Origin of the sequence: Candidatus Vallotiella sp. (ex Adelges kitamiensis), from assembly GCF_020342435.1 — a bacterium.
Taxonomy (GTDB): domain Bacteria; phylum Pseudomonadota; class Gammaproteobacteria; order Burkholderiales; family Burkholderiaceae; genus Mycetohabitans.
This window is the reverse complement of the sequence record NZ_CP080504.1, coordinates 952,855-979,263: the sequence shown is the minus strand read 5'-3', so window position 1 is coordinate 979,263 and position 26,409 is coordinate 952,855. Positions and strand designations below refer to the sequence as shown.

The 26,409-nt window shown below is 43.6% G+C and carries 19 protein-coding genes and 1 pseudogene; 13 read left to right on the top strand and 7 right to left on the bottom strand.

Going from position 1 to position 26,409, the window contains the following annotated elements:
* Positions 1–140: 140 nt before the first annotated feature.
* Both argS and K0T93_RS03690 read right to left on the bottom strand, forming a co-directional pair.
* Entirely contained in the window at positions 141–1,949 is a 1,809-nt protein-coding gene (argS, locus tag K0T93_RS03695) for an arginine--tRNA ligase (RefSeq protein ID WP_225721810.1), read from the bottom strand.
* 1,394 nt (positions 1,950–3,343) lie between these two features.
* On the bottom strand, positions 3,344–3,601 hold the full coding sequence (locus tag K0T93_RS03690; RefSeq protein WP_225721332.1) for a BTH_I0359 family protein: 258 nt from the start codon (positions 3,599–3,601) through the stop codon (positions 3,344–3,346).
* 922 nt (positions 3,602–4,523) lie between these two features.
* On the opposite strand from K0T93_RS03690, the gene K0T93_RS03685 reads away from it, so the two are divergent.
* Entirely contained in the window at positions 4,524–5,393 is an 870-nt protein-coding gene (locus K0T93_RS03685) for a ferritin-like domain-containing protein (protein WP_225721331.1), read from the top strand.
* Positions 5,394–5,406: 13 nt separating this feature from the next.
* Positions 5,407–5,898: a D-glycero-beta-D-manno-heptose 1-phosphate adenylyltransferase gene (gene rfaE2 / locus K0T93_RS03680; protein WP_225721330.1), complete on the top strand. Its 492-nt coding sequence runs from the start codon at positions 5,407–5,409 to the stop codon at positions 5,896–5,898.
* 187 nt (positions 5,899–6,085) lie between these two features.
* Here rfaE2 and K0T93_RS03675 read toward each other — a convergent pair whose 3' ends face one another.
* Together K0T93_RS03675 and K0T93_RS03670 are read right to left on the bottom strand one after the other, a co-directional pair.
* Complete coding sequence (locus tag K0T93_RS03675; RefSeq protein WP_225721329.1) at positions 6,086–6,949, bottom strand: type III pantothenate kinase; 864 nt, start codon at positions 6,947–6,949, stop codon at positions 6,086–6,088.
* 2 nt (positions 6,950–6,951) lie between these two features.
* A complete protein-coding gene (locus K0T93_RS03670; protein WP_225721328.1) occupies positions 6,952–8,082 on the bottom strand; it encodes a biotin--[acetyl-CoA-carboxylase] ligase in 1,131 nt (376 codons plus the stop codon).
* A gap of 977 nt (positions 8,083–9,059) precedes the next feature.
* On the opposite strand from K0T93_RS03670, the gene K0T93_RS03665 reads away from it, so the two are divergent.
* From K0T93_RS03665 to ptsP, 7 genes and pseudogenes are all read left to right on the top strand, one after another.
* The gene (locus K0T93_RS03665) at positions 9,060–10,271 is read left to right on the top strand and encodes a D-alanyl-D-alanine carboxypeptidase family protein (RefSeq protein ID WP_225721327.1); all 1,212 of its coding nucleotides are present in this window, start codon (positions 9,060–9,062) and stop codon (positions 10,269–10,271) included.
* Between the two features lie 136 nt (positions 10,272–10,407).
* A pseudogene (locus tag K0T93_RS04550) lies at positions 10,408–10,453 on the top strand (hypothetical protein); the annotation flags it as partial.
* A 1,163-nt stretch (positions 10,454–11,616) separates the two neighbouring features.
* The gene (gene lipB, locus K0T93_RS03655) at positions 11,617–12,279 is read left to right on the top strand and encodes a lipoyl(octanoyl) transferase LipB (protein ID WP_225721325.1); all 663 of its coding nucleotides are present in this window, start codon (positions 11,617–11,619) and stop codon (positions 12,277–12,279) included.
* 73 nt (positions 12,280–12,352) lie between these two features.
* Positions 12,353–13,405 (top strand): lipoyl synthase, encoded by a 1,053-nt coding sequence (gene lipA / locus K0T93_RS03650; protein ID WP_225721324.1) that lies wholly within the window; start codon positions 12,353–12,355, stop codon positions 13,403–13,405.
* A 2,364-nt stretch (positions 13,406–15,769) separates the two neighbouring features.
* On the top strand, positions 15,770–16,720 hold the full coding sequence (gshB, locus tag K0T93_RS03645) for a glutathione synthase (protein ID WP_225721323.1): 951 nt from the start codon (positions 15,770–15,772) through the stop codon (positions 16,718–16,720).
* Between the two features lie 404 nt (positions 16,721–17,124).
* The gene (locus K0T93_RS03640) at positions 17,125–17,394 is read left to right on the top strand and encodes an HPr family phosphocarrier protein (RefSeq protein WP_225721322.1); all 270 of its coding nucleotides are present in this window, start codon (positions 17,125–17,127) and stop codon (positions 17,392–17,394) included.
* A 233-nt stretch (positions 17,395–17,627) separates the two neighbouring features.
* Positions 17,628–19,373: a phosphoenolpyruvate--protein phosphotransferase gene (gene ptsP / locus K0T93_RS03635; protein ID WP_225721321.1), complete on the top strand. Its 1,746-nt coding sequence runs from the start codon at positions 17,628–17,630 to the stop codon at positions 19,371–19,373.
* Here the strand turns inward: ptsP and K0T93_RS03630 are convergent.
* The 3 genes from K0T93_RS03630 to gpmA all read right to left on the bottom strand — a co-directional run bounded on the left by K0T93_RS03630 (position 19,362) and on the right by gpmA (position 22,550).
* Positions 19,362–20,132: a HesA/MoeB/ThiF family protein gene (locus tag K0T93_RS03630; protein WP_225721809.1), complete on the bottom strand. Its 771-nt coding sequence runs from the start codon at positions 20,130–20,132 to the stop codon at positions 19,362–19,364. The two genes, ptsP and K0T93_RS03630, sit on opposite strands and share 12 nt — an antisense overlap.
* Before the next feature lie 101 nt (positions 20,133–20,233).
* Positions 20,234–21,733 (bottom strand): S41 family peptidase, encoded by a 1,500-nt coding sequence (locus K0T93_RS03625; protein WP_225721320.1) that lies wholly within the window; start codon positions 21,731–21,733, stop codon positions 20,234–20,236.
* Between the two features lie 124 nt (positions 21,734–21,857).
* Complete coding sequence (gene gpmA, locus K0T93_RS03620) at positions 21,858–22,550, bottom strand: 2,3-diphosphoglycerate-dependent phosphoglycerate mutase (RefSeq protein WP_225721319.1); 693 nt, start codon at positions 22,548–22,550, stop codon at positions 21,858–21,860.
* 100 nt (positions 22,551–22,650) lie between these two features.
* On the opposite strand from gpmA, the gene K0T93_RS03615 reads away from it, so the two are divergent.
* The 4 genes from K0T93_RS03615 (at position 22,651) to K0T93_RS03600 (ending at position 25,789) form a co-directional block, all read left to right on the top strand.
* Positions 22,651–23,079, top strand: coding sequence for a rhodanese-like domain-containing protein (locus tag K0T93_RS03615; protein ID WP_225721318.1), 429 nt, complete (start codon positions 22,651–22,653; stop codon positions 23,077–23,079).
* Positions 23,076–23,366, top strand: a complete 291-nt coding sequence (grxC, locus tag K0T93_RS03610; protein ID WP_225721317.1) for a glutaredoxin 3 — start codon at positions 23,076–23,078, stop codon at positions 23,364–23,366. The genes K0T93_RS03615 and grxC overlap by 4 nt, the downstream gene beginning before the upstream one ends.
* Before the next feature lie 129 nt (positions 23,367–23,495).
* Positions 23,496–23,936: a protein-export chaperone SecB gene (secB, locus tag K0T93_RS03605; protein ID WP_225721808.1), complete on the top strand. Its 441-nt coding sequence runs from the start codon at positions 23,496–23,498 to the stop codon at positions 23,934–23,936.
* A gap of 923 nt (positions 23,937–24,859) precedes the next feature.
* On the top strand, positions 24,860–25,789 hold the full coding sequence (locus K0T93_RS03600) for a methyltransferase domain-containing protein (RefSeq protein WP_225721807.1): 930 nt from the start codon (positions 24,860–24,862) through the stop codon (positions 25,787–25,789).
* Positions 25,790–26,409: the final 620 nt, after the last annotated feature.

Sequence of the window (26,409 nt, the reverse complement as noted above, 5' to 3'; positions counted from 1 at the left end):
ACTATGCCTCCTCGAAGGTATCGAGGAGGCTCGTCGTGATTTTTGCATCGTGTTGATTAACCTATTTGCTTAAACCATACTCGTCGTGTCACTGTCACGGCTACATTAGCTGTATTAGAAAGAACCGATGTATACATTCTCTACATTTTGGTAGGCGCTGACACTCCGATTATTGCTAGTCCATTAGCTAATACTTGACGCGTCGCAGCCAAGAGTGCAGCCCTAGCTAGGCGCTCATGCGCATTGTCTACAAGCACCCGCTCCGCTCGGTCATTATAGAATGCATGAAACTCGCTTGCTAGATCGCGTAGATAAAATGCAACCATATGGGGGGCCAGTTCATTTGCTGCGTGTTCCAGCATCTGGGGATATTCAGATAGTTTTTGGAGCAATCTCTTAGATCGCTGAGTACTAAGAGGTGTTAATTTAACTTGCAACCAATCCTTAAGATCGTTTGCATAGCGCGCGCGTAATTCTGATAAAATCGAGCAGATTCGAGCATGAGCATATTGTATATAATATACTGGATTTTCTTCATTTTGCTTCAGTGCGAGATCGATATCAAACGAAAATTCGGTATCGGCTTTACGTGAAATAAGGAAGAATCTCACCATATCTCGACCCTTGCGTAGCAAGTTGTCATCTAGTTGCTTTATACTTAGCACGGAGGTAAGATGCTCCGGGCTTCCGCTACCAGACCAGACGATTAGATCTCGTACCGTTACGTAGCTACCCGCTCGCTTTGAGATCTTAATTTCGTGACCGTTTCGTATCACTGTGACCATCTTGTGCAGCACGTATTCTGGATAGCCACTTGGAATACCAATATCTAGCGCCTGTAGGCCAGCGCGTACACGCCCGATTGTTCCATGATGATCTGAGCCCTGCACGTTTATTGCTTTCGTGAAGCCACGCTCCCACTTCGTGACGTGATATACGATGTCAGGTACAAAATAAGTATAGGTTCCATCTTTTTTACGCATCACTCGGTTTTTATCATCACTGTAATCCGTAGTGCGTAGCCATAGAGCGCCATCGTCTTCATAGGTCTTACCGGTGGCGATAAGTGCGCGGACCGTGTGGTCGACGCGACCTTCGTCGTACAGTGACGACTCTAGGTAGTACTGATCAAATTGGACACCAAGTGCCTTCAAATCGATGTCTTGCTCATGTCGTAGGTAAGTTATAGAAAAACGGCAGATTTCATTAAGATTATAGATGTCACCTGTACCTGTCACAGGTGAACCATCGCTGGCTAATACTGTTTTTTGAGCGATATAGTCACGCGCGATATCGGCGATGTAGTTGCCATTATAGGCTGCTTCTGGCCACTGCGCATCGCCTGGCTTGAATCCGCGCGCTCGCGCCTGTACCGAAATTGCAAGCATGTTTATCTGCGCGCCGGCATCATTATAGTAAAACTCGCGGTATACGGTCCAGCCCTGCGTCTGCATTAGTTCGCCGAGCGCGTCGCCAAGCGCCGCCTGGCGGCCGTGTCCTACGTGTAGCGGCCCAGTTGGATTAGCTGATACGAATTCTATTAATACCTTCTTGCCGTGGCCGCAGTGGCCTGGCGGGGCGTATCCAAAGTGCTCGCGTTTTGCCAGTACAGCACGTACAGTTTCCTGTTTCGCAGTGTCGGTTAGGCATAAGTTTAGAAAACCCGCTCCGGCCACTTTCGCACTAGCAATTAGTCCTGGGGAAAGGGGGTGCGCAAGAGCGGCTTCGGCTAGTTGTTTTGCTAACACGCGTGAATCCGCGCCTAGGCGCTTGGCTAGCTGCATTGCTAAGTTCGATGCGACATCGCCATGCGTACTAATCTTAGGTCGCTGCAATGTAATGATTGGCAGTACGAAGGCTGAATCGTTGTTTTCTGACAACGTCTTGGTAATACTAGTGACAGCATCTGCCAGAATCGATTTAATGATGTGTTTCTGTGCGGGTAGCATGGAATAGTGGCAGTTCTCTAAATGGGCGAAAATAGAAGATTTGTTAGCCGCCCATTTCCGAGGCACGCTTTGAAGAAAATTAAAGATTTTAACAGGTGTTAAACTTCTTAATAGAGTGTTTGCTAGTGCGGTGAGCATGCAATGCCATGTTTCTACGTTATCGACGAAGCGGATAAAAGCCGCCATCTTCGTAAGATTTAATTCTAGGGTGATCGATTATGTAACGATGCTGAAAACTATATAGAAATTTCTTGTGATCAATAGTAAAAGCTACCTCAGCAAGCATAGTTCTACTGTATATAACAAATTGTGGTTAGCGGGGTTAGGTATTATAAGGATAAGTAATACAGCATTATCTGCTCAAACGGTAGGAGCATGCTGATTTCAGTCGGCTGTAGTGCTAAAATAAGCTACATTTAATTAGATGGTTCTAACACTTCTGGATATCAGAATATGCACTGATTTTTGGCCTGTAATGCTATAAACACTTGAGAGAGTTGCTTTATAAGTCTACTCTTAGCTTAATCATAAGTTTCTATAAATTCTATCGTGCTAGAAAAATAGAGGGAGAGGGGTCTAGAGGTAATTAGTATATGTTTTGACGTCTACACAAGACTTAAGTAAGAATCATATTGATACCACCAATTATCTTTATGGGTAATTCTTCTGAGATATACTCGATTATTTTTGAAGTTTAGAAGAATATACTTACGATCAGAGTGTGTCTTGTTAACCCTGTCTGATCTCAGTATTTTTACAAAGCTATGATGTTTTCATCGAGTCCTATATTTAACGTGCAAGATATACAACGCATAGTATTGCGTAACTTGGTAATGTATAGGTTTATTAACGCTGTTTGGAGTGCGTATTTTACTCAAAAGTTAAGAGCTTGATGCAGTGCTTTTTAAAAAGTCTAGATAGAGTATGTCTTAGACAAGATTAATTTAAGCTCTTACGTTCACCATGCTAGAAATCACGACGATAACACCTTGCTGCTATCAGCAAAAATTGATTAGGTGTAAAGAATGTGGTTTTTACTCGCTGATAAAAGTTTCTATTATCTAGAAGTTAGCTTGTGTATCGAACCTACTATAGCGTGATCAAGCGCTACTCCGGAATCTGTCAATGATCCAAAGCTGCATAATAGACATTGCTTATTGTAAAATTTATATGAAGACTAGTATAGAGAACTGTTTGCTACCAAATTAGACTTAGAATATCTTGTTTTGATAAATCAGAGCGCCCATTAGACTAGTTAGTGGAAGAATACTACATAATGTAGTAGAGTAGGCGGTCTGCAAATAACATAAAATTGATGCATAAATTTTGGCGGGTTGTAACGCCTTATTATGATGATTAATAGTACGTACACTAAAATATAATAGTGATCCAAATTAATGTATAACGACAGGTTGATTCATAAGCAAATTGAATTGCTCGAGAAATTCATCAACCTCCTCTAGCGAGGGTTGCTTTTGGAGAAGCTGATGTATGTTTTTACGAAAGCGAGCTGCTATCAGGCCTTCAATGAAAATCTCTCGCTGTGTATTTTTGTTAACAATCTCAAATCCGCCAGATAGCATAGTGCCGTGTTCAGCTTGAGGGGCGAATTCGACAACGCAATAGTTTGGGCTGTTGTAGATCATTTGCATGACGATACTCCTCAATACTATTGTTCTGCAACGGTTAGTACCGTAGAAATAGATCGGATCAGATATTTCAGGGGCCGATCAGGAAAAGATATATATGAGGGACATTACATTATGTTGTGTTTTAAACTAATGGACATTCTAAATTTACTGATTTGATTGTCAGTGTGAAAAATAAAGCTCTGATAGCAGCAACTAGAATAATTTCGTTACGACCCGCCCTGTTTTCATAGCAAAAATTTGGTGCAGCTAATGCTTAGCACGAGCAGTTATGCATCTAGAAATCTGAGATCTCTGGATGTATCTAAGCTAGCAGCTTGTTGTGCTACAGTAATTTGCTTACTAAGCTATTTAGCTTAGTATGTAATACATATGCGTATCGATTCGCTGCCAAGCAGCTCGATCGAGAAAATTGATTTAGTTGAAGAGAAGCCAGCATGTGACGCCCAGTATACAGATCGACACATACTTCTACACAAGGTTAGCTAATTACTGCCCAATGTTGAGAAGTCCTATGCACTGTCCGACAGTGGCGTAATTTAAAACGAGCATATAAATGAAATATCTTCCAGTAGGCGATCTTACTCAAGATATAACGCATCTATTCTCAATGCCCACATTCTTTTATACAGAGTTACAGTGCTCGCCCGGATAGAGTACCCGGAGCTCATTTATAATAAGGCCTGTATGAAAGCAGCCCCATCTATCGAGACAACTATCTGTTTATGGGTGCTATCAATAGTCTGATGTAAGGTGTTAGCATAAATTTTGCGTGCTGTTAAAAGCAGCATGCTGGATGTCTGTATATACGTGCCTTAAGCTTACGTAAAAATGGCGTTATTTGCTGGGTCGAACTATGCGGCGTCATGATGTTCATGACGAGTGCACAAGACAGTTTATGCTTTTAGGTTGATAGGTGGTATTTATGAACACCATGCTTTATCCAGAACTCTACCACTCACTCGAGGCAGTTCGCTGGAATATGGAACAAGATATTCCGTGGAACAAGTTCGCTGTCTCAAGTTTAACAGACATACAGGCAAATACGATTAAAATGAATGCTATCACCGAATGGTCGGCATTACCGGCAACGGAAATGTTCCTACGTGATAACTATAACGATAGCGACTTCTGCGCATTTATAAGTGTCTGGTTCTTCGAGGAACAAAAGCATGCGCTAGTATTAATGGAATATTTACGGCGCTTCCGACCAGAGTTCGTGCCAACTGAGCAGGAGTTGCACGCAGTACGCTTCCCATTTGATCCTGCGCCCCCTCTAGAAACACTGATGCTACATTTCTGCGGCGAGATCCGATTAAATCACTGGTACCGCCGTGCGGCTGTGTGGCATACGGAGCCGGTAATTAAGCATATCTACGAGACAATTTCACGTGATGAGGCTCGGCATGGTGGCGCCTATCTTCGATATATGAAGAAGGCTCTATCTACGGCTGGTGACGCAGCTCAAGCTGCATTTGCAAAGATCGGAGTACTGATGGCCTCGGCTCGACGTACAGAGAAGCCACTACACCCGACGAACTTACATGTGAACCAGAAATTGTTTCCGCGAGATACTGTTCAATCGCGACTTCCTGATCCTAAATGGTTAGAACGCTGGTTAGACGAACAGATAAAATTTGATAATATATGGGAAAAAAAGGTAATCGATCTGATTCTGTACAACCTCTCGCTTCTATTTGGGCGCACGTTTAAAACAGCACAGGAATTGAATCATTACCGCAAAGAGTTAGCGATGCGACTACAGAGTAATGCTGATATGAGCAAAAAAGTCTAGCGAGCGTAGGTTAATGTCAGCTTCATTCGAACGTAAAATTGTCAATTGTCAGGCCTTGCTTGCTCGCCGAGCTTCACTTGGCTCGGGCATCTTGTTCACTAACGGTGTGTTTGATATCCTACATCGTGGGCATGTGACGTATTTAGATAGTGCTCGATCGTTAGGCACATCTTTAGTGGTAGGCGTCAACAGCGATGCCTCTGCGCGCCAGCTCGGTAAAGGTTCTGATCGCCCAATCAACTTAGAGACAGACCGAATGGCGTTGCTTGCCGCGTTAGAAAGCGTTAATTATGTCGTGATGTTTAACGACTTAACACCGATTGAGTTGATACGCTCGTTACGTCCAGATATTCTAGTGAAAGGTGGCGACTACAGTATGGACGAGTTGCCAGAAGCAGTATTGGTACGCAGCTGGGGCGGCCGCACACTAGTAATTCCCTTCGAGCATGACCATTCGACAACAAAACTGTTGTGGCGTATATGCTCTACGGATTGCAGGAGTTAAGAGCATGGATAGCAACGACAGAGTCCCAGCTTACTCTACTAATAATAGGCTTCTACCTGCGCTGGGTCAAAAATCTAGACGGGCATTGCATCTAAACAAGCTATGAATCCTAATGCATTCAGCTCTAAAAATTCTAGCAATTAAACAGCGTATTATGTACGATTCCAGTTTCCAGAGAAGGTCTGAATCAGGCACCATGCTTATGAGTTTTTACCTCATCCTGTGCAATTAGCGCAAGACCGGATAATATCAAATGATCATGCCGCGTATATGGTACAGTTAACAGCGCTGCTACTACGTCGCCACCGCCTCCACCAAGAACTATACGTATCGGCGCACCATCTAGTTCGGCACGCCATATTAAATAAGCATGTTCAATTAAACCAGCTTGCGCAAGCGCGCATCCAGTAGACAGAGACGCTGGCGTATCCGTTCCAAATATCAGCTTTGGCTTGATAACTAGAGCCGAGCGTGCACTTGCTGGTGTCAGCGTCGGCAACTGTGCGGTATGCTCTCCAAGCGCGCGCATCATTAATGACCACCCCGGTGCAATTAAGCCGCCAATAAAAATTCCATCGGCACATAGTGCCTCAATCGTTGTTGCAGTGCCGAGTGTGACAATTAGCAGATGCTCATGCGGATAAGCTGCATGAGCACCAATCATACCAGCCCAACGATCTGTACCCAGTTGTGTCGGTTCGCTATATCCATTCCTCACTCCACACTGAGATGAGCGCGACACAATAGTAGTGCGTGTAATTCCTGGCCAGTGCGCATCAAGCATTGCCGACAACTGCCCAGCGACGTGCTTTCCGGCAGCGTTGGAGATCCAAATATCGGTTGGTGCTGGAAAATTGGACTCCTGTAGTCCGGCCATGCGCGCCCGGAAGTCTCCCGGCGTGTTTTCATACGAGAATGCACCGAGTTGTTGTAGATTACCATCAGCATGCACTAGTGCCCATTTAGTACGGCTATTGCCCGCATCGATTACTAGACGGTGACTAGTTGTGCCAGCAAGATTAGGATCGATCATTAGTCGATTACGCGTCATCGTTATACGTCTTTTTCGTGCGCGCATCTAGTAACTGGTAGCGCTCTGGGACTCGGGAGCACCGTGACTGATGGATGGGGCGCAGACGCGCCGCAGATAGGTAATCTAGGTGCATGCTGTTCTACTATGGATGCGTTAGCTGTCGACAGTCTATTTATATGCGCCTTATAAGAAAATAGATCAGAAGCTGGATGCGATAATGTAGTGATGTTTTGGGAAAGCCGTAGCGACACGTCGCCTGTAGTAATAGCCCGAATTTCTTGTGGCGTACGTATTAACAGTCGTCCCTTTTCATCAATGCCGTATGCGATACCTTGCGCTACTTCCCCTCCCTGTCCTAAGACGAGTACTTCCTGTCCTATATACGCATGCACGGCAATCCAGGTATCAAGGAACGGCTCGAAGCCATACTGGCCAAATCGCTCTAGACCAATTGCTAATGCATTAAGCACCGCGCCGAGTACGGGGGTCAGCGTAGCATGTGGCCATGCGCTAGATAGTGCGCTAGGCATAAGCGGGGAAGTAGTGCTAAACGCTTTATGCGACAATGCAATCTGCTGCGCTAAACTATCGGTACTAGTAATGTTCAGGCCAACTCCCACTACCAGTGCGGTAGCGTCGCAAGTATTCCATACGGTTTCTACTAGAACACCCGCTAGCTTCGCCCCATCTAACAAGATGTCATTTGGCCACTTGATCAAGAGCCGGCGGACATCATTGAGCGGTAAAGTACGTAATCCGTCTACGATTGTTGCGCCGAGAGCTAGGCTCAGCCCAGAAAGTTGATCTGGTGTGCGTGGCATCAAGTGACTAATGGAAAACAGCAGCGCATTACCCGGGGTAGCCAACCATGGCCGGCTGCGCCGGCCTCGTCCTGCTGTCTGAGAATAGGCAACACGTACATGGGGATCGAACGGTATCCTGCGTGCGGCTTTTAGCCGTGCAGCGAGATCTGCATTAGTCGATCCGGTCTCATAGACTACTTCAAGTGCCCAGCTAGAAGGCTGCGGGTCAAGCAGTTCGAGAAGCTGTTTATATTCTATACCGCCGGCTATTGCTAGTGGCAATCCATAACCAGCGCCGCTCTCGCCTAGAAGGCTAGACAGTTTTTTTGGGGAAGGATGATTGGACATTTTTCTATTGTAGCGAGGCGGTACTATGCCTTGCGATACATTGATAAAAGTTGGCACTTTGTTGTACCCGATTTAGACTTTGATCGCTGCTACTTAATCGCCAATTATCTTATAACCGTAGTCATTCTATGCTTCCCCAAATTCGATGATTTCTTCTATGAAGAATAGAAAGCTTTCTCTAGTGCTAGAACTAGATCCAAGTAGAAACAGCGTTGTGCTCAATGCTAAGCTCGATGCGAGACATATCATACCTACGCCGATGAACGTTGATACTTGTTGCCTTATTTAGCTAAGGAACTATTTCGGTATATATACTTTATAGTATTAAAATAACTATTTACTACTTAGACTCAGCTTGACTCGTATGTAGTGGAAATCTTTAGTCGGATCATGCTGCTGTAGGCAATATACGAATACCCCTGAGGGGGCGGTGGAAATTACTCCAATTGCATGGCTTTTCATATTTATGTTTCTAGGCACTGAAGCACTGCAATTATGCTGTGCAGTGTTTATGATAGAGAAACTAGGCTCTGTTATTCAATCTGCACTACATTGTGTACTACGAAATTTAAACGGGGTATCCCCTATATCGTCCTTTTATTCCGAGCGTTATTCTAGTGCCGGTGGCGAATTTAAATTGGCCTAGGCACGAGCGTAATAGAGTATAGTCAATCGCAAACTAATTATTGAAGAGACCGCTCCTCATAAATATCCATTACTCGTATGTATCACCCCCTTGATCTTGTATATTGTATAGTTAGTGTGTCTCACAGACTTTAATGTACCTTAATTTGCTTGATAAGCTACAATAGCGTAGCTGCATTTATACGCTAGCGAGAGCTGTCATGTACAATAAGCATTGCCCTCTGTGTGAAACACGCGGGGTTTGATCTGCCTATCAGTTTAATTGATTGCTACTATGCCTCCATAGCAGTTGGCTACTCGAACTCCTTATGTTTAATGTTAATTCGATTGCTATGCGTTTGATCTTTATCCGGAATGTTGCTGGACGCGCTGCAACGTTTACATGTGTGCTAGCTGCTGTACTCACCGCATCTGCTCCTATTATTTCGCAAGATGTGTTCGCGCAGGTGTCGCTTCCGACGGTTAATACGAGCTCCTGGGTACTTATTGATGTTAGCAGTATGCAGACACTCGCATCGGCTAATGCTAATAAGCGAGTTGAGCCCGCTTCGTTAACGAAATTGATGACGGCGTACTTGGTTTTCGATATGTTGAAGACCAAGAAAATTTCGATGGAGCAGATGGTAATACCAAGCCAGTCAGTCTACCAAATGCATACAGACGAATCACGCATGTTTATCGAGGCACAAAAGCCGGTGACTGTGCATGACCTAGTGTATGGAATGATCGTACAGTCTGGAAACGACGCGGCGATTGTGCTAGCAGAACTCATTGGCGGTAGCGAAGTAAACTTCGTGCGGATGATGAACGAGACAGCGCAGAAGCTGGGCATGAAAAATACGCATTATGCTGACGTAAGTGGCATGCCTCACTCTCTGCACTATACGAGTGCGGCTGACCTAGCTCTGCTATCGGCGCATTTAATGCTGGACTATCCTGAATATTATTCTATTTTTGCAGTCAAGGATTTTACTTACAATAAGATTAAACAGCTAAACCGCAATCGGTTACTGTGGATTGATCCAACAGTGGATGGAGTTAAGACTGGCTATACTAAGGCAGCAGGCTACTGCCTAATTGCCAGTGCAAAACGATTACTGCCAGGAGCATCAGGTGTACCGCGCCGGCTTTTAAGTGTGATTATGGGAGAATTAAAAGAACATGATCGCACGCAAGATAGCCTGAATATGCTTAATTACGGCTACACCGCGTATGACATGATAAGATTATATACAGCTAACCAGATTATTAGTTCGCCCCGCGTGTATAAAAGTCAAAAATATACGGTACCAGTTGGAGTTAAAAAAGACCAGTACATAACAGTTCCCCATGGTATGGGTGATAGAGTCCTATCGGTACTAGAGTGCTATCATCCGCTTGTTAGCCCGATTACTAATGGGCAAGTAGTAGGTACAGTAAAGGTTATCGTCGGAGATAAGGTGCTAAAGAAGTTCCCGGCTATAGCTCTGCAGACTGCTCCAGAAGCTGGTATCTTTAGACGCTTGTTAGATACAGTACTACTGATGTTTGCTAAGAAAACCTAAAGGTAGGAATAAAGTAATCAATCATTGAAACTACTGAGAGTACGCGTTGCATAAGTCAGAAAATTAGAGAACTGCAGTTATAAATTCACCGAATAAATCGCTATTGCAGTTCCCGTGTGACTTTCTAATAAAGATAATGAGCAAGTCACACCCGCAGTTTAAGCAAACTATTATTGAGGTAATTTGGAAAAATTCGAAAATCTAGTTTTAAATGCTGATGATGTACAAGTGCAAAGCCAAAAACGCCAACCATGTTAGCCTCACGGTGACTGTACGTGCGACTAGCCGTATGCAGCTAGATAATTTTACCATCTGCCTATCAGGCATCCGAAGTAAAATTCGTACTATGATAATAAAACTATCAAATTTTATATCGATAGCTTATAGCCCCTTATTCCTCCAACTTTATAGCGAGACCCGACGAGTCTCAAAATAGGTTTATTGCCACTATCACCTACTCTATCTAATTAGATCTGCCTACATGATGGTAGCTGGGTACTTTATATCTTGATACATAATGCAGATAGTATACGCTTATTAAGCCTATCAGTATTTTATGGTATGTGTAATGCCACGAAAGATTGCATCTAGAAAAGATGCTTTATTAAGCGATGTCCGGTGAGATATATAATCTGTGTCGTTATTTACTATACGGAAATCGGAAGGAGAAAATACCAATTTTTGGCTGGGATTACAGATCACTGACTCGACTTATATTATCAGTAGCTAGCGACATGTTAGCTTAGACTTTTAATGTGCAGACTTAATTTACTGATTATAGTATATATTAGAAAGCGCTTGTGTGAATTATGAAACAGTTTTGAGCTATAGAGGTGCATCTGGAAAGCCTTTAGCTTATCTAAGTTGATAATTAAGTTATCTATAGCAATTCTTCACTGAGAAACTACTTGTACATAGTGCTAGCATGTTCTTTATTAGCTATATTTTCAGCTAGCTGAAAATATAGTTTTTCGCTGTGACCGGCTATCGCCATGATTTTAGTTATCCCGATATATATTAAGCACAAGAATAATTGAATGATAAATCCTCTTGATTTCGGTATTAAATGCGCGATATAACTCGTTCAGATCATGTGGCTGTATGCTAGATGGCCTAGTTTCGAAAAGCATACTCACTTTAAGCTCGACTACTATATTTGCTCTGTATACATTATAACTATAGTAGTCGAGCTTGCTGTTCTAGACGGGATTATCTGGTATACTCAAATAGACTCCAAACTTTATCGGCGTAGTCGCTTGTAGCTAAAGCTAGTTTTCTGAAAACTAACGAAGTCATATCTGTGCCCTCGACTGATTTCAGCATAAAGCCGACCGTCTTAACAGAGATGTTAAATAATGTTATCGTGCGTTGGCGTAGTGTCGAGTCCTACGAGGTGAGCCTGCGCGCGATGCGTGTCTTCACTGCCGAACGCACACCGTGTACCCCAGACGAAATTTGGCTAGTCGAGCACCTTCCAGTCTACACGCTAGGCCAAGCAGGGAATCCTGCCCATCTACTTGCTTTACATAGTGGTATAGTGCTTATCCAGACCGATCGTGGTGGACAGATTACTTATCATGGGCCAGGCCAAGTTATTGCCTATCTTTTGGTTGATCTGCGACGCAGGCGGCTATGGGTTCGTGACCTTGTAATGCATATTGAGCAAGCGGTTATTGACACTCTGGCGACGTATGGTTTGGCTGGTAAGCGACAAGCCGGTGCGCCCGGCATCTATGTAGAGATCATATCTTCAAATCAAAATACTCTTGCGAAGATTGCCGCGATCGGTCTAAAAATCCGAAATAGTTGTTCATATCACGGTGTGAGCCTTAATCTGAAAATGGATCTCGAACCATTCCGCGATATCAACCCATGTGGCTACGTTGGTCTTGAAACGGTTGATATGGCCTCGTTTGGAGTATTACCAGATTGGCATGAAGTGGCGCAGACGCTTGCTAATCAACTGACTATTAATCTACCTCCGATCACTGTTGTTTCAGCCCCCTAATGGGGGGCATGCGAACATGCTAACTCCATAGATAGCTGAGTAAGACGTGGCCGCTAACCGAACTGAATTCAATATGACAACCGTCTCTTCCGATTCATTTCTTCCCTTATCCGCACCCAAGGTCAAGGTGCATATCTCTTACACCGCATCTAATCAGAGCGTGAAGCAAAAAGCTTGGGATAAAACCTCAAGAATTCCAATCAAGATTGTACCAATTAAGAAGCTGCAGAAGCCGGATTGGATCCGCGTGAAAGCAACAACTGACAACTCCCGCTTTTATGAGATTAAACATATCCTGCGCGAGCATAAGCTGCATACGGTCTGCGAAGAAGGTAGTTGCCCAAACATTGGAGAATGCTTTGGTAAGGGAACAGCAACATTCATGATCATGGGAGATAAATGCACGCGCCGCTGCCCGTTCTGTGATGTTGGGCATGGACGACCGAATCCTCTGGATGCAGACGAACCCCTGAAATTAGCGAGCATTATTACTATGCTGAAGCTGCGCTATATTGTGATTACTAGTGTGGACCGCGATGACTTACGAGACGGCGGCGCTGAACATTTTTCGGAATGTATCAGGCAGATTCGAAAGCTGTCGCCGAAAACCCAGATCGAGATACTAACCCCAGATTTCCGGGGGCGGTTAGAGCGTGCGTTAACCATTCTTAAGACGGCGCCGCCAGATGTAATGAATCATAATCTTGAAACCGTACCACGACTATATAAAGAAGCACGTCCAGGTTCTGACTATGCCCATTCTTTGAAGCTATTACGAGACTTTAAGACAATATATCCGAACATTGTAACAAAGTCTGGATTAATGGTTGGGCTGGGAGAAACTGAAGAAGAGATCTTACAGGTTATGCGCGATTTACGGGCACATGATGTTGATATGCTGACAATCGGTCAGTATTTACAACCTTCGGAATATCATCTTCCGGTGCGTGCCTATGTCCATCCAGATATATTTAAGATGTACGAGCAAGAAGCGTATACGATGGGTTTCTCACATGCGGCTGTGGGTGCAATGGTCCGCTCCAGTTATCACGCGGACATACAGGCACAGAGCGCAAGTATCGTCAAAGTTGATGGACGAGCGCAAATAGAACGCAGAAACCTATAGAAGTAGTGCTAAGCTAACCATTCGTTGTCTTAAAAATAGGCGAAAACGCGTCTGATTATAGTTACTTATTCTCTTGTGAGTCTATCGTAAGCTACTTCAGCTAATTGATAGCCAGATTAATAGTAATTATTCCGGGAATTAGCTAAATCTTTTCCACCTCGCTGGGACCAGGATGTATATTTTCCGCCAGGTTTAGTTAGAGGTTAATATAAATAAACATTAATAAATTTTGAGAAAAATATTATATATTGCCGGTTTAAACGGTGATTACTACATTTTTACAGGGCTAGATACATACATGTAATCGTATTCTGCTGTGTTAGCAACAAATTCAAATTTTAAAATAGGCGCGACAAATGTCAACCTCTCACTAATCGGATGGCAGTGTAAATTCGCTACGTGCTTGCCAGATATAAAGAAATGGGCAACTTAATATAGGTAAGTGCTACGCAATCTAAGTATAAGTTAGCTGAATCTAATAGAGCCGAATTATAATTATGCTTTTACATATATAGCCTACCATTTTAAATGAGTTGTAATAACTATGCAATTTTTATTCTTTTTTAAAAGAATCCACAGCGTGGTATAAATAATTCTTGAAAAATGCTCTGCGTACCATTACTTAGAAGTATTCTAGCTACAGAGATTCCCTATAATGTCAGATATTATATATTTTAATAAAGTTTTTCTAAAATTAAACGTATACTACTTTTAAAAGTAGTATATAAGTCAACTCTTTCTTTCTCTAAAAGCATAGCCTTCAGGATGAAATGTTGACGTGCTGTTACGTATAATAAAATGCGTATTTTCGAGGGTGTGCTCTTTTATCCCAAGTCAAATTAGATGGTTAATACCATACATAGCCACGCATACGGCTGGTCTTGTATAAACGTACCACCCCATATCTCTTCATCAAAAACATCAAAATTTGGATAGGTGAGTGCTGCTGGAACCTACTTAAGACTTCTATGTACTTTGTAATATTAAGTATCCTAATAATCAGAGGCTATCCGGGTGCAGATAGCCTGTTCTATAGCTCTGCCACCCCCCGCCCTAGATATTCGGATCTAAGACGAGGTGGGTTTTTGATATTTAGCCTAAGTTAGCTTTTAAATCACTGAACACGCTATTAGATTGTTTTAATGCTATTCCTTCCTAAAATGTGTCGCACAATTACATATTACCCCTAATTCTCTTAGATGTAATGATGAAGAGGTTAATAGCCTTAGTTTTCAAAAGGAGATGCTATGCTGTAAAGTCAGTATAATCTGTAGTCAAAGAAAACCATTCGGGTAGGAATTACATGCGATAGCAGATTTAATCTTGATGATAAATCTATCTTACTAATCTATTTAGTGGCATCAGTATATTGAGCATACCCATTATTGGTATTGCGGTCTACATACATTATTTTCAATGTCATTGAGCTTAAGAATAAGGTAGATTATGATAATCTGCCTAATCTAGTCAATCTATATCGCATTAATACGCATCATCAAAGCATTATCGGATCGGTAGCGTGAATTTTACAGCTTAAGATCGTAACTAACGCTAATTTATACACAACGGTCCATAGGTCCATATATAACTAGTAAGAAGAAATGCGGTCTTTAACCTGCTATTAATCAGGTTTTTATCTAATGTATATCAAGCAGGATTTAAGCCGTGTGGAATACTAGTACTCTCTTAAATCTCTAGGGGGGCTAGCTATACGTGCGCCCTAACTTAGTTCGTTGCTAAGTGAACCTAGCGCGTAACTTGGCACGTTGGAGAGTTTGTTAGGTTAGGGCTATCTGCTACTAGAATCCAGTAAGCAAGAGTACTCTAGCCTACGACAGAGAATCTATATGAGTAGTTCTAAGGGGCATCTCTGTGTGATAGACGAACGATAGAGTAAAAATCACACCATATTAAAATAAGTAAGAAGTTTTTCAGGTTTATCGGCGCTTTACCGAGCAGCTATCCCATCTAGTTCATACGCGTGTCCAATATAGATTGGACTTGTTGCTCACATAACGAAACGGTGTTAAAGCGTGTAGTATTCATATACGAGTGATTTCTGATTAGTTTATATCTTGTACTGTATCTATACGCTTATGTTCCTGATTAAAATCAGTACATATCAGATGTGCACCTCATATTGTTAATTTCGGCTCATTAGCGGATGTATGTGCCAGATATTCTGTTACACCATCGAATCGTCTCTATACATACGTTGTTACTGCGTTCCTAGCGCTACACTAGACACACCAAGTAAATTGGAGAGCACTAACGCGGCAGGTAGCCGCGCGTAACCTATTAAGTACGAAAGTATTTCGCTGTACGACAATACATCTAGATAGCTGTTTGCCGCTGGAACAATCCATGGATATTTTATTTATTTCTGACCCACTACTGCAGTTTAAAATTTATAAAGACACGACATACGCTATGATGGCTGAAATTGCACGCCGCGGCTATATTCTTTATACATGCGAGCCTCGGCAAATCGTATATACAGGGTGCAGTATCGAGGCTCAGGTACAGCGCTTTTCAATTATTGGCGATTATACAAACCCAGGCCAGTGGTACGATATAAAACGCTCGGAAAATCGTAGCCTAAGCACGTTTAGTTTCATTCTGATGCGAAAAAACCCGCCATTTGATATGGAGTATGTAACATCGACATGGCTTTTAGAAATTGCTGAGAGGCAGGGCGCGCGGATCTTTAATAAGCCAGGCGCTATCCGAGATCATTCTGAAAAGATAGCAATCAGTGAGTTCACGCAGTTCGCTGCCCCCACGCTAGTTACATGTGATATGGCGCGTCTACGGGCATTTCACAGAGAGCACTGCGATGTAATCTTTAAGCCATTAGATGGTATGGGCGGTAGAGGTGTATTCCGAATATGTGAGGACAGTATGAACTTAGGTTCAACGATTGAGATGCTTAGTAGAAATGGTACACGTACTGTGATGGCACAGAAGTATATTCCTCAAATTAAGGACGGTGATAAACGGATTCTATTAATCGGGGGGGAGCCAGTGCCCTATTCACTTGCTCGGATTCCTCAAGGCACCGAAATCCGGGGAAATCTAGCTGTTGGTGGGGTTGGGCGAGGGCAGTTGCTAGGGTCGCATGACCTTAAGATTGCCAGGGCGATAGGTCCTGTGCTGGCTGATCGCGGTCTTCTTCTAGTTGGTCTAGACGTGATTGGAGAATGGCTCACTGAGATTAATATCACAAGTCCAACATGTTTTCGGGAGATTACCGAGCAAACAGGGCTTGATGTCGCAGCAATATTTGTCGACGCTCTGGAACATTCAGTTAACTAACATAGGGTCCTAGACGATCCAAGTCAACCTAGTTAACTATTTATTATAGTGTACGGGTATTAATAACAATGTTAGGCAAGAAACGGCTAACATTAAGTCTAACCAGAGTCATTACTGTGTGTTCGATTGTAGGGGGGATAATCTGCCGATTCTAGTGCGCATAGTGTACCACTGTATGTGTTTTTGTAAGATAAAGCATTAAAGGTGGGTCGAAAGGCATATCTTACTGCCGCAGGTGTTTCCTACAGTACATGAATGCTATGCACTGTAATAGTTTTGACTACCCTAAATCTGCGTTGACATCGTATAGCCTCTGCCCGTCAGCAGATGCTGCGATGAGTGGGCTATGCTGGGATTACGTTTTCCCGATGTAAGCTCTCTGTCTTTTCAATTTTAACTAGCACATGATTCAAAAAAAAGCAACGATCGTTAATAAATTGGGGCTCCATGCACGAGCATCCGCTAAGTTGACTCAACTAGCGGGTAGCTTTCATTGTCAGATCTGGATAGCGCGTAATGACAGACGGATCAACGCAAAGAGCATTATAGGGGTCATGATGCTCGCAGTAGGTATTGGTAGTTCAATTACTATTGAGACTTCAGGTTCCGATGAGCAAGAGGCGATGGATGCGATCCTAGCACTAATCTCGGGCAAGTTCGGCGAATATCAATAATGATAGAGCTAATCGGCGATAATAGTTAAGTCACCTAGAAATATGTGCAGATTTCTGTCTGTGAAATTGTCGGCTGCGAAAGAATATAGAGTGGAACTTATGATGAGCCTAACCAGGTGAAGCTATATTAAATAGCTAATAGGCGTAAGTGGTAGCGGTCAGCGCGGGTGAATTTCTAAACACGTGTTCGATATTTTTAATTGCTCCAACATAAATAACTAGAGGAGGTGCGCGTGTCATTCACGCTGCATGGAATCCCTATATCTGGAGGTGTCGCGATCGGTCGAGCGTACCTGATTACACGTGCCGCATTAGATGTTATCTATTATCTAGTTGAGCCTAACTGTATTGAGGCCGAAGTGACCCGATTTATCGCTGCACAACAGTCCGTTTACAACGAACTAGTTATGTTGCATTCTGAGCTACCAGCAGATACGCCAGGTGAGATAGACGCATTCCTTAATGTTCAGATACTAATCCTCGTCGATGAAATGCTAGTAGAGGCGGTAATTGAATTAATACGTGTACGGGGCTACAACGCTGAGTGGGCGCTTACTGAGCAACTGGAACGTTTATCTAAGCACTTTGATAATATTAATGATGAGTATCTTCGAACACGCAAGACAGATCTAGAGCAAATTATCGAGCGCATACTGCAGGCTTTAGTCGCGTCAACGACAGACGACATAATGACCAACAGCGTACAGCATAACGCTGACAAGATGATTGTGGTCGCGCATGATATTGCACCATCAGATATATTAAAATTCAAAGCGCAGAAGTTTCTTGGGTTTGTCACAGACCTGGGTGGATGTACATCGCATACTGCGATTGTCGCGCGCAGCTTAGGCATTCCAGCAACAGTAGGTGTGCAGCAGGCAAGCTCGTTGATTCAGCAGAACGATATGATTATCGTCGATGGCGATCGTGGGGTAGTAATTGTTGATCCGACACCACTTGTTCTGGAGGAATATACATGTCGACAAAGCGAACAGTGGTTTGCACAACATAAACTGCAGCGCTTAAAGTTTTTGCCGGCACGGACTATATGCGGTACGAAGATAAATTTACTAGCAAATATTGAGATGCCAGATGATGCATGCGCCGCGTTAGATGCTGGCGCAGTTGGAATCGGGCTGTTCCGTACCGAATTTTTGTTTATGAACCCGATCGGCGAGCTGCCTCAAGAAGAGCAGCAATTCAACTCGTATCGGCGTGTTGTTCAGACGATGAATGGTTGGCCGGTGACAATCCGAACAATCGATATTGGTGCCGATAAATTAATCGATTCGACAAATGGGTTAGAAATAGCCTCTCACTCAGCACTTGGATTGCGTGCGATCCGATGGAGTTTATCTAAGCCGCAAATATTTCTCGCCCAGCTACGGCCTATTCTGCGTGCCTCAGCTTTTGGACCCGTTAGGATTCTTATCCCGATGCTCGCTCATGCATTGGAGATTGATCAAACACTAAATCTAATTGCCCAAGCTAAGAGGCAACTCGACGACGCAGGACTGGCATTTGATCCGAACGTACGAATTGGCGCAATGATTGAGATCCCAGCTGCCGTTATTGCGCTGCCCTTATTTCTGAAGCGGCTCGATTTCTTATCAATCGGTACTAATGACTTAATTCAATATACCTTAGCAATTGATAGAACAGACAATACGGTTACACATCTGTATGACCCACTGCATCCTGGAGTACTACAACTGATTAGTATGATACTTCGCGAGACCAAACAAGCTGGCGTGCCGGTATCAGTATGTGGAGAAATGGCGGGAGATCCAGCGCTAACACGGCTATTCCTAGGGATGGGGCTCACCGAGTTTTCGATGCATCCGAGTCAGTTACTTTTAGTTAAGAAAGAAGTATTACGCGCGCGGTTAAAAAGTCTGAGAAAGCCGGTTGAGGACGTATTAGCCTCATACGAGCCACAAGAAATCCGGGCGGCGCTCGACCGCTTGCTAAAAGTGTGACACGAGGCGCATTGAGCCACAAACGAGACAATCAGCTTGGCGGCCGATGCGTATCGTCTGCCAATGCATTATCATTGCGTCAAGCATCATTAACCGTCCAACTAACGTACATCCAACTTCTGCGATTACGCGCAATGCCTCAGCTGCTTGCATTGCCCCGATAATGCCGACTAACGGGGAAAAAATACCCATTGTCGAACACGCGACTTCATTAAAAAATAGTCGGTCTGTTGGAAAAATACACGCATAGCACGGTGAGGCTGGGTCGCGTGCATCGAAAGTACTAATCTGCCCGTCAAAGCGTAGTGCCGCACCAGATACTAGCGGTACTCGATGCTGAACGCATGCTCGATTTATTATATGACGAGTTATATAATTATCAGTGCAGTCAAGCACGATGTGAGCGCGGGACACCCATTTTTGTAGCAAAGTATCATCCGCGTGCGAATTGATTGCGTTAACACACACCTCTGGATTAAGGTGTGCAAGCGTTGCGCGCCCGGATTCAACCTTAGTTTGCCCGATGCTGTCGCTTGGATGCAGGATCTGGCGTTGAAGATTAGTTAGTTCGACAGTATCAGCATCGACTAGGGTTAGCGTACCAATGCCTGCCGCAGCCAAGTACATCGCTGCCGGAGAACCTAGTCCACCAACCCCGACAATCAATACATGTGCATTTAGAAAGCGATGTTGTGCCTCAATGCCAATTTCATCAAGCAGAATATGGCGCGAATAGCGCAGCAGTTGATCGTCGTTCAATATAGAGTTTATCACAGTTTACACCGCGGCGTGTTAGCGGTATCCACTCATAATATGAGCCCGGTGTGGCACAGATATTCCAAATTCTACATATAGCGTCTTCACTTCGACAAGCTTGGACGTGGAATGGCGGTCGATTTATTTTCGGACACTTCTTGCTCGGTCTGTAAGTTGGGGACTTGAACTGGTTCATTTTTGAGCTGGTGTATTGCTTGATGAAGCATGAAATCATTGCTCGTGCCGAATTCGATCGGTAAGCGATTGCATCCTTTATCGCATTGTTCGTGCGACTTCCTCAAATTCTGCTCCTCGAGCTGACGTAATTGATCGAGCCGGTTCTGCTTGTATTTTTCTTGCCCAGCTATTTCATTCGCATCCTGCTTATTAGCCAGGTGATTCGCATAATCGACCTCACGCATGATTAGAGCATCGTCCGGATCGCCATCTTTGAACTGGTCGACTAGAATGTCAGGAGAGATACCCTTATTTTGGATCGACCGCCCGCTCGGCGTATAATAGTAAGCAGTCGTTAGACGGAGTGCAGTATCAGCAGTCATCGGACGTACAGTCTGTACCGAGCCTTTTCCAAACGTAGTTTTACCCATAATCAGCGCACGATGCTGGTCTTGTAGTGCACCAGCAACAATTTCAGAGGCTGATGCTGAATATGCGTTAACCAATACTACTAACGGCACTGTCTTATATATGTTAGGTAGATTCTTCAGTGGGTCAACGCTGATAGTTGATAATCGATAGTTCTCAAACGTAGCATGATAGATCTGCTTAGCATCGGCTATCTGTCCATTAGTTGACACAATTACCGAATTTGGAATCAAGAAAACGCTAGCTACGCCAATCGCGCTCTGTAATAGGCCACCACCGTTATTACGTAGGTCAAGAATTAGACCATTGAGCTGCGGTTGCTGGAATGCAATTTTTTTAAGCTGGGTCGCTAACTCTGATACCGTGCGCTCTTGGAAGCTTGTGATTCGTACCCATGCATAGCCAGGCTGCACAATCTTAGCCTTCACACTTTGAACTTTGATCATCGCCCGGGTGATGGTGACTGGGAATATGCGCGCGTCACTTTTACGATAAAGCGTTAACGTGACCTTGCTATCCAGCTCACCGCGCATATATTTGACTGCTCGATCAAGCGTCATACCACGTACCGGCCTATCATTAATCTGTGTAATCAAGTCGCCAGGACGAATGCCAGCGCGAAACGCTGGTGTATCCTCGATCGGCGAGATAACTCTTATTAAGCCATCTTCTTGGGAGACTTCAATGCCTAACCCTATGAATTTCCCCTTAGTCTGCTCCTGTAGTTCTTGATAGTCAGTTTTATCTAGGTACGATGAATGTGGGTCTAAGCTCGACACCATACCTTTAATCGCTGGAATCCACAGCTTTCTATCATCGACCGGTTCAACATATTCGCGCTTAATCTGCTCGAATACTGCAGCGAATAGCCTCAACTGATCTAGCGGCAATAGTGCGGTCGTGCTGATTTCTGCCGATGCAGAGATTTGGAGCATAATAAACATGCCGATTATAAGACCGGCAGCAATTAACCCTGCGTTTTTCAGAGTCTTACGCATAAAGTAAGCAACAATTAATGGTATGTGCTATAAAACCTAGCTAGTAAGCAAATTAGTGTAAGTATAACCGTCTCTTAGAGAAGCTGCCGGCAGCATAGTTAATAAAAACCTACTTTCCGATATATCAGCTAGATAGTAAGTAGTGATTAATAGGTTTAAGCGCTTCATCTAGCTTATAGATGAGTGGTATACCGTTTGGGATATTTAGCCCAATAATATTGATATCCGATATTTCACTCAGGTACTTAACCAGTGCTCGTATTGAGTTTCCATGCGCAGTGATTAAAACGTTGCGGCCAGCCCGGATCGTTGGCGCAATAGATTTGTTCCAGATCGGTAGTACACGCACAACTGTGTCTTTAAGACTTTCTGTGAGGGGCAACAATTCGCGTGACACATTAGCATAGCGTACGTCATCGTACGACGTACGCGGATCAGACGGATCAAGTGCTGGTGGAGGTGTATCGTAGCTACGCCGCCATATTAAAACCTGTTTATCACCGTATTGGGCTGCCGTTTCAGCTTTGTTTAATCCGGAAAGCGCCCCATAGTGCCGTTCGTTCAGGCGCCATGAATGTACAACGGGAATATACATCAGATCCATTTCGTCCTGCACATGCCAAAGCGTACGGATAGCGCGCTTGAGTACGGAGGTATATGCAATATCAAAAGTATAGCCGGCCCGCTTAAGCAACACACCAGCTTGTCGCGCTTCGGCTATGCCTTTGTTAGTAAGGTCAACGTCGACCCAGCCAGTAAAGCGGTTTTCGTTGTTCCATGTCGATTGACCATGTCGGATAAAGATAAGCTTATACATAGCAATATAGACAGACTAGTAAGAAATTAGTTAACCGCCATCGTACGCAGACAATGTATTTTATAATAGATAAATTCTTTTCTTTTAATAAATTCTATCCGTGAAGTTTGTTACTGAACCAGCTAACCTTATATTGATCGCTACCGTTGTTATCTCCGGTATTCTATTACTATGGCCGTGTTGGTTATCACTCGGCTCGACCGGCGCATGTCCGCCGCAAGAGGCTGTACAGCTTATTAATCGTCGTAATGCGATTATCATTGACTTGCGAGACGATGATGAATTCGTGCGGGGCCATCTACCGCAGGCGCGGCATCTACTATTCCATGAATTGGAAAATAAAGTTGCTCAGATGGTCAAAAATAAGAAGACACCAGTACTTCTGGTCTGCCAAGATGGCAAGCATTCTGCCCAGGCGCGGAAGATTATGAGAGAAACTGGCTACGCAGAAGTGTTCACTTTGCAGGGCGGTATCAAAACCTGGCAGCACTCTAACATGCCAGTCATCAAGCAAGGAGCGGCGAAATGAGTAGAGTGGTAGTGTATAGCACACAAGTCTGCCCGTACTGCCAGATGGCAGTACGGTTATTACAGTCATACGGTGTTATACATGTCGAGAAAGTACTAATAGATCTCGATCCTAAGCGCCGGATAGAAATGATAGAACGTACTGGGCAACGTACAGTGCCGCAAATTTTTATAGGTTCGACCCATATCGGCGGCTATGCTGACTTAGCTGAGCTCGACCGTATCGGTAAGCTAACGCTTCTGCTTGAGGTAACCTGCACCTCTTTTAGACTAGACACTCCTTGCTAATAACTCTATAGCACCGTAGGGGGTAATATATACCCGCGCTCTCCTTTACGAGCTATACCCCCTACTCGCATAATGAGCAGTAGCAGCTCCGAATCGGGCATAATTGCCTTTTTCACTAAAGGAAAGCTTATGTCCGATCGACAGAACAAGCAATCGCACTTTAACATTCAGCGTATTTACTTGAAGGATTTATCACTCGAGCAGCCGAATTCGCCAACGATCTTCTTGGAACAGGAAATACCCGATGTTGAAGTTGAGGTAGACGTAGGCGTAGAGCGGCTTGCTGAGAGCATATTTGAGGTAGTTCTAACAAGCACTGTTACTGCAAAGCTATCCACTAGGATAGTCTTCCTGGTCGAAGCTAAGCAAGCCGGTATATTCGACATAAGCAATATGCTAAATGAGCAAATTGATACGTTGATGGGCATCGTTTGTCCGACGATTATTTTTCCATATTTACGCGCAAACATCGCTGATGTGATTACTCGTGCCGGCTTTCCCCCGATCCATTTATCTGAAATAAACTTTCAGGCGCTATATGAGCAGGACCTAGCTCAGGCTAATGACTAATAAGCGATAGCGAGTTTAATAGGGGTTCTTAAATTATACGTAAACACAGTGTAGACAATTTACAGTCTACTGCTTACTAGGTTGTAGTTAACAAAATCTTGTTCTATTATCTACGGGTCAGTTTTCTCTGCAAGAAATCATTTTACGTATGATTGTATTCGTATTTATAATTTATGACTTCAAAATATTTTAAAGTCGTACGTTCTATCTTAGCGATAATTGATTTACATTTAGCCTCAAACTGTCAGGTCTATGCAGCATAAGACTTTACTGCGGATTAGCAAGCCTAATACTAACCTAGGCAGTTTCATAAACACGCCTCATAAGCGCCACTCTAGTATTCAAAGCGTAGCAGCATGCATAGCTCTGATATGTTTAGCATACCATATCTCATGATATAATTAGTACGCTCACGGTCTAAGTATCATAATATGATCCCGTTAATCTGGAATTCGTACTCTAGAATCTGCTGTGAATTTTAAATTAGTTATGGTAGTTATAAGCATATTCTAGACTGGCACTTCCATTCTTAATATTAATATTTAACTCTAAAATAGAAAAGCTTATTTGATCAAATGTCTATGCTGTGTTTACGTTTAATTTAAGAACCTCCATTAAACTCGCTATCGCCTATTAGTCATTAGCCTGAATTTAGTCATAGCTTGCATCAGTAAACAGAGCCAGGCTGTACAGCATAGCTGCCCGAAGCGTTGCTAGATTGTTAATCAGATATATTATTGCAGATAAGAGTAGTCTATGAACAGCTCACCTCATTAAAGATGAAAGGACACTACTCATCTCAATAGTATGAGTAGACTGTGACTTTTCCTGCAAACCTTTTTATGTTAATCGATCACGACTATACAGAAGACCAAGATACAGATTTGTGTGCGGAGCGCATCCTAAGGTTGCGACAGCTCAGGATGATTTTTGATCGTCATGCAGCGCAATTCCCAGATGTAGCGTTTCTGTCACGCGAAATCGCACATCGCATGCATGAACGATTGCAATATATTAACCCTCAACTGAATCGGATACTCGACGCGGGGTGTGGCATGGGCGAAGATATAGCTGTACTACGCACGCGCTGCGTTCAGGCAACTATCTATGGAGTAGATCTATCGCGCTCAATGCTTCTTGGTGCAGGGCATGTATCGGATTGCAGTAATATCCCGAGATGGCGTCGTTTGTTGCTAGCCCCACTACGTTATTTTACGCTGGGACGCGTTCAACTACGAGACCTCGTACAGGCTGACTTTGGCGAACTCCCGTTTGCACCGGAATACTTTGATTTACTATGGTCAAATCTAGCGCTGCAGTGGAATGAGCGCCTTGATCTAGTGTTCCAAGAATGGAATCGGGTACTAAAAGCTGACGGGATGATGATGTTTTCTACGCTTGGCCCTGATACGCTGCGCGAGTTACGTAAAGCAAGAGAAGTTGCAGATGGTAGAGAATCGCCAAATATGCTTAACTTTGTCGATATGCATGACTACGGTGATATGCTAGTTGCTAACGGATTCGAAATTCCAGTGATAGATGCAGACACACTGATAATTATGTATTCGTCTCCAAAATCTTTGCTAGCGGATGTGCGCCGATGGGGAACAATGCCGAGGCAGAATCGATATAGCGACACATCATGCCATTCTATTTCACGAGGTACATATTATCGTCTAATCGATGCGCTAGAAGCGCAGCGTCGGCCTGACGGCACAATACCACTCACTTTTGAGGTGCTCTACGGTTATGCACGAAAAGCGGCAGCTAACATGACGCATGAAGGCTATAGCATCATTCGAATTAACGAGATTGGCCATAAGTTGCGTAATCCACACGTAAGCTCTTCCTGATGTATGAGATGCTTGAACAAGCGGCGAGAGCTAATACTGTATTCCCTCTGAAAGTACTACATAAACAACTTACGCATTCTCAAATAGAATGACGTAGATGCTTGTGAGATAAAATGCGAAACAGCTTAAGATTAATAATAGGGGGGGGTGAAGGCTATGAATATATTGAATGCACAGATATGATAAGCTGATGTAACTGTCCTCAAGCATACTAATATAACTCATTCCAAAGTTTATAACCCAAAAAGATCAGTAGCTTAGTGCTAAGAGCAGTGATAAATAAATCATATGCTTAGCCCGAGTGTCAAAGAATAAAATATAGAGCCTCATATAGAAGTGCTTTTGCAGCATTGTACTCTTCGGTAGGTAGTATAATTCTAAGAATCCTGGCATCGCATTAGAAGGTTCTTGGCCGAGTTATTAGATAGCTAGAGCGTGACTATTTAAACATGGATACGAACCTAGCAAGGAGAAGTTAGCACGCAAGGATTAATAACATGCCAGAGCCGATCTAGTAAATACTAGCTGTTTCCCCATTTACTAAATTAGCTAGATCGCACTAAGGACCTCTGCAACCTAGATACAAATCATCTACTAGACAATCTTTGTCGTTGTATGAT

Coding starts and splice junctions, on each gene's coding strand:
- K0T93_RS03600 (WP_225721807.1), top strand. CDS start 24,860: ATGATTTTTGATCGTCATGCAGCGCAATTCCCAGATGTAGCGTTTCTG.
- K0T93_RS03675 (WP_225721329.1), bottom strand. CDS start 6,949: ATGACGCGTAATCGACTAATGATCGATCCTAATCTTGCTGGCACAACT.
- K0T93_RS03690 (WP_225721332.1), bottom strand. CDS start 3,601: ATGCAAATGATCTACAACAGCCCAAACTATTGCGTTGTCGAATTCGCC.
- K0T93_RS03625 (WP_225721320.1), bottom strand. CDS start 21,733: ATGCGTAAGACTCTGAAAAACGCAGGGTTAATTGCTGCCGGTCTTATA.
- argS (WP_225721810.1), bottom strand. CDS start 1,949: ATGCTACCCGCACAGAAACACATCATTAAATCGATTCTGGCAGATGCT.
- K0T93_RS03685 (WP_225721331.1), top strand. CDS start 4,524: ATGAACACCATGCTTTATCCAGAACTCTACCACTCACTCGAGGCAGTT.
- K0T93_RS03640 (WP_225721322.1), top strand. CDS start 17,125: ATGATTCAAAAAAAAGCAACGATCGTTAATAAATTGGGGCTCCATGCA.
- secB (WP_225721808.1), top strand. CDS start 23,496: ATGTCCGATCGACAGAACAAGCAATCGCACTTTAACATTCAGCGTATT.
- lipA (WP_225721324.1), top strand. CDS start 12,353: ATGACAACCGTCTCTTCCGATTCATTTCTTCCCTTATCCGCACCCAAG.
- gpmA (WP_225721319.1), bottom strand. CDS start 22,550: ATGTATAAGCTTATCTTTATCCGACATGGTCAATCGACATGGAACAAC.
- grxC (WP_225721317.1), top strand. CDS start 23,076: ATGAGTAGAGTGGTAGTGTATAGCACACAAGTCTGCCCGTACTGCCAG.
- K0T93_RS03665 (WP_225721327.1), top strand. CDS start 9,060: ATGCGTTTGATCTTTATCCGGAATGTTGCTGGACGCGCTGCAACGTTT.
- gshB (WP_225721323.1), top strand. CDS start 15,770: ATGGATATTTTATTTATTTCTGACCCACTACTGCAGTTTAAAATTTAT.
- rfaE2 (WP_225721330.1), top strand. CDS start 5,407: ATGTCAGCTTCATTCGAACGTAAAATTGTCAATTGTCAGGCCTTGCTT.
- lipB (WP_225721325.1), top strand. CDS start 11,617: ATGTTAAATAATGTTATCGTGCGTTGGCGTAGTGTCGAGTCCTACGAG.
- K0T93_RS03670 (WP_225721328.1), bottom strand. CDS start 8,082: ATGTCCAATCATCCTTCCCCAAAAAAACTGTCTAGCCTTCTAGGCGAG.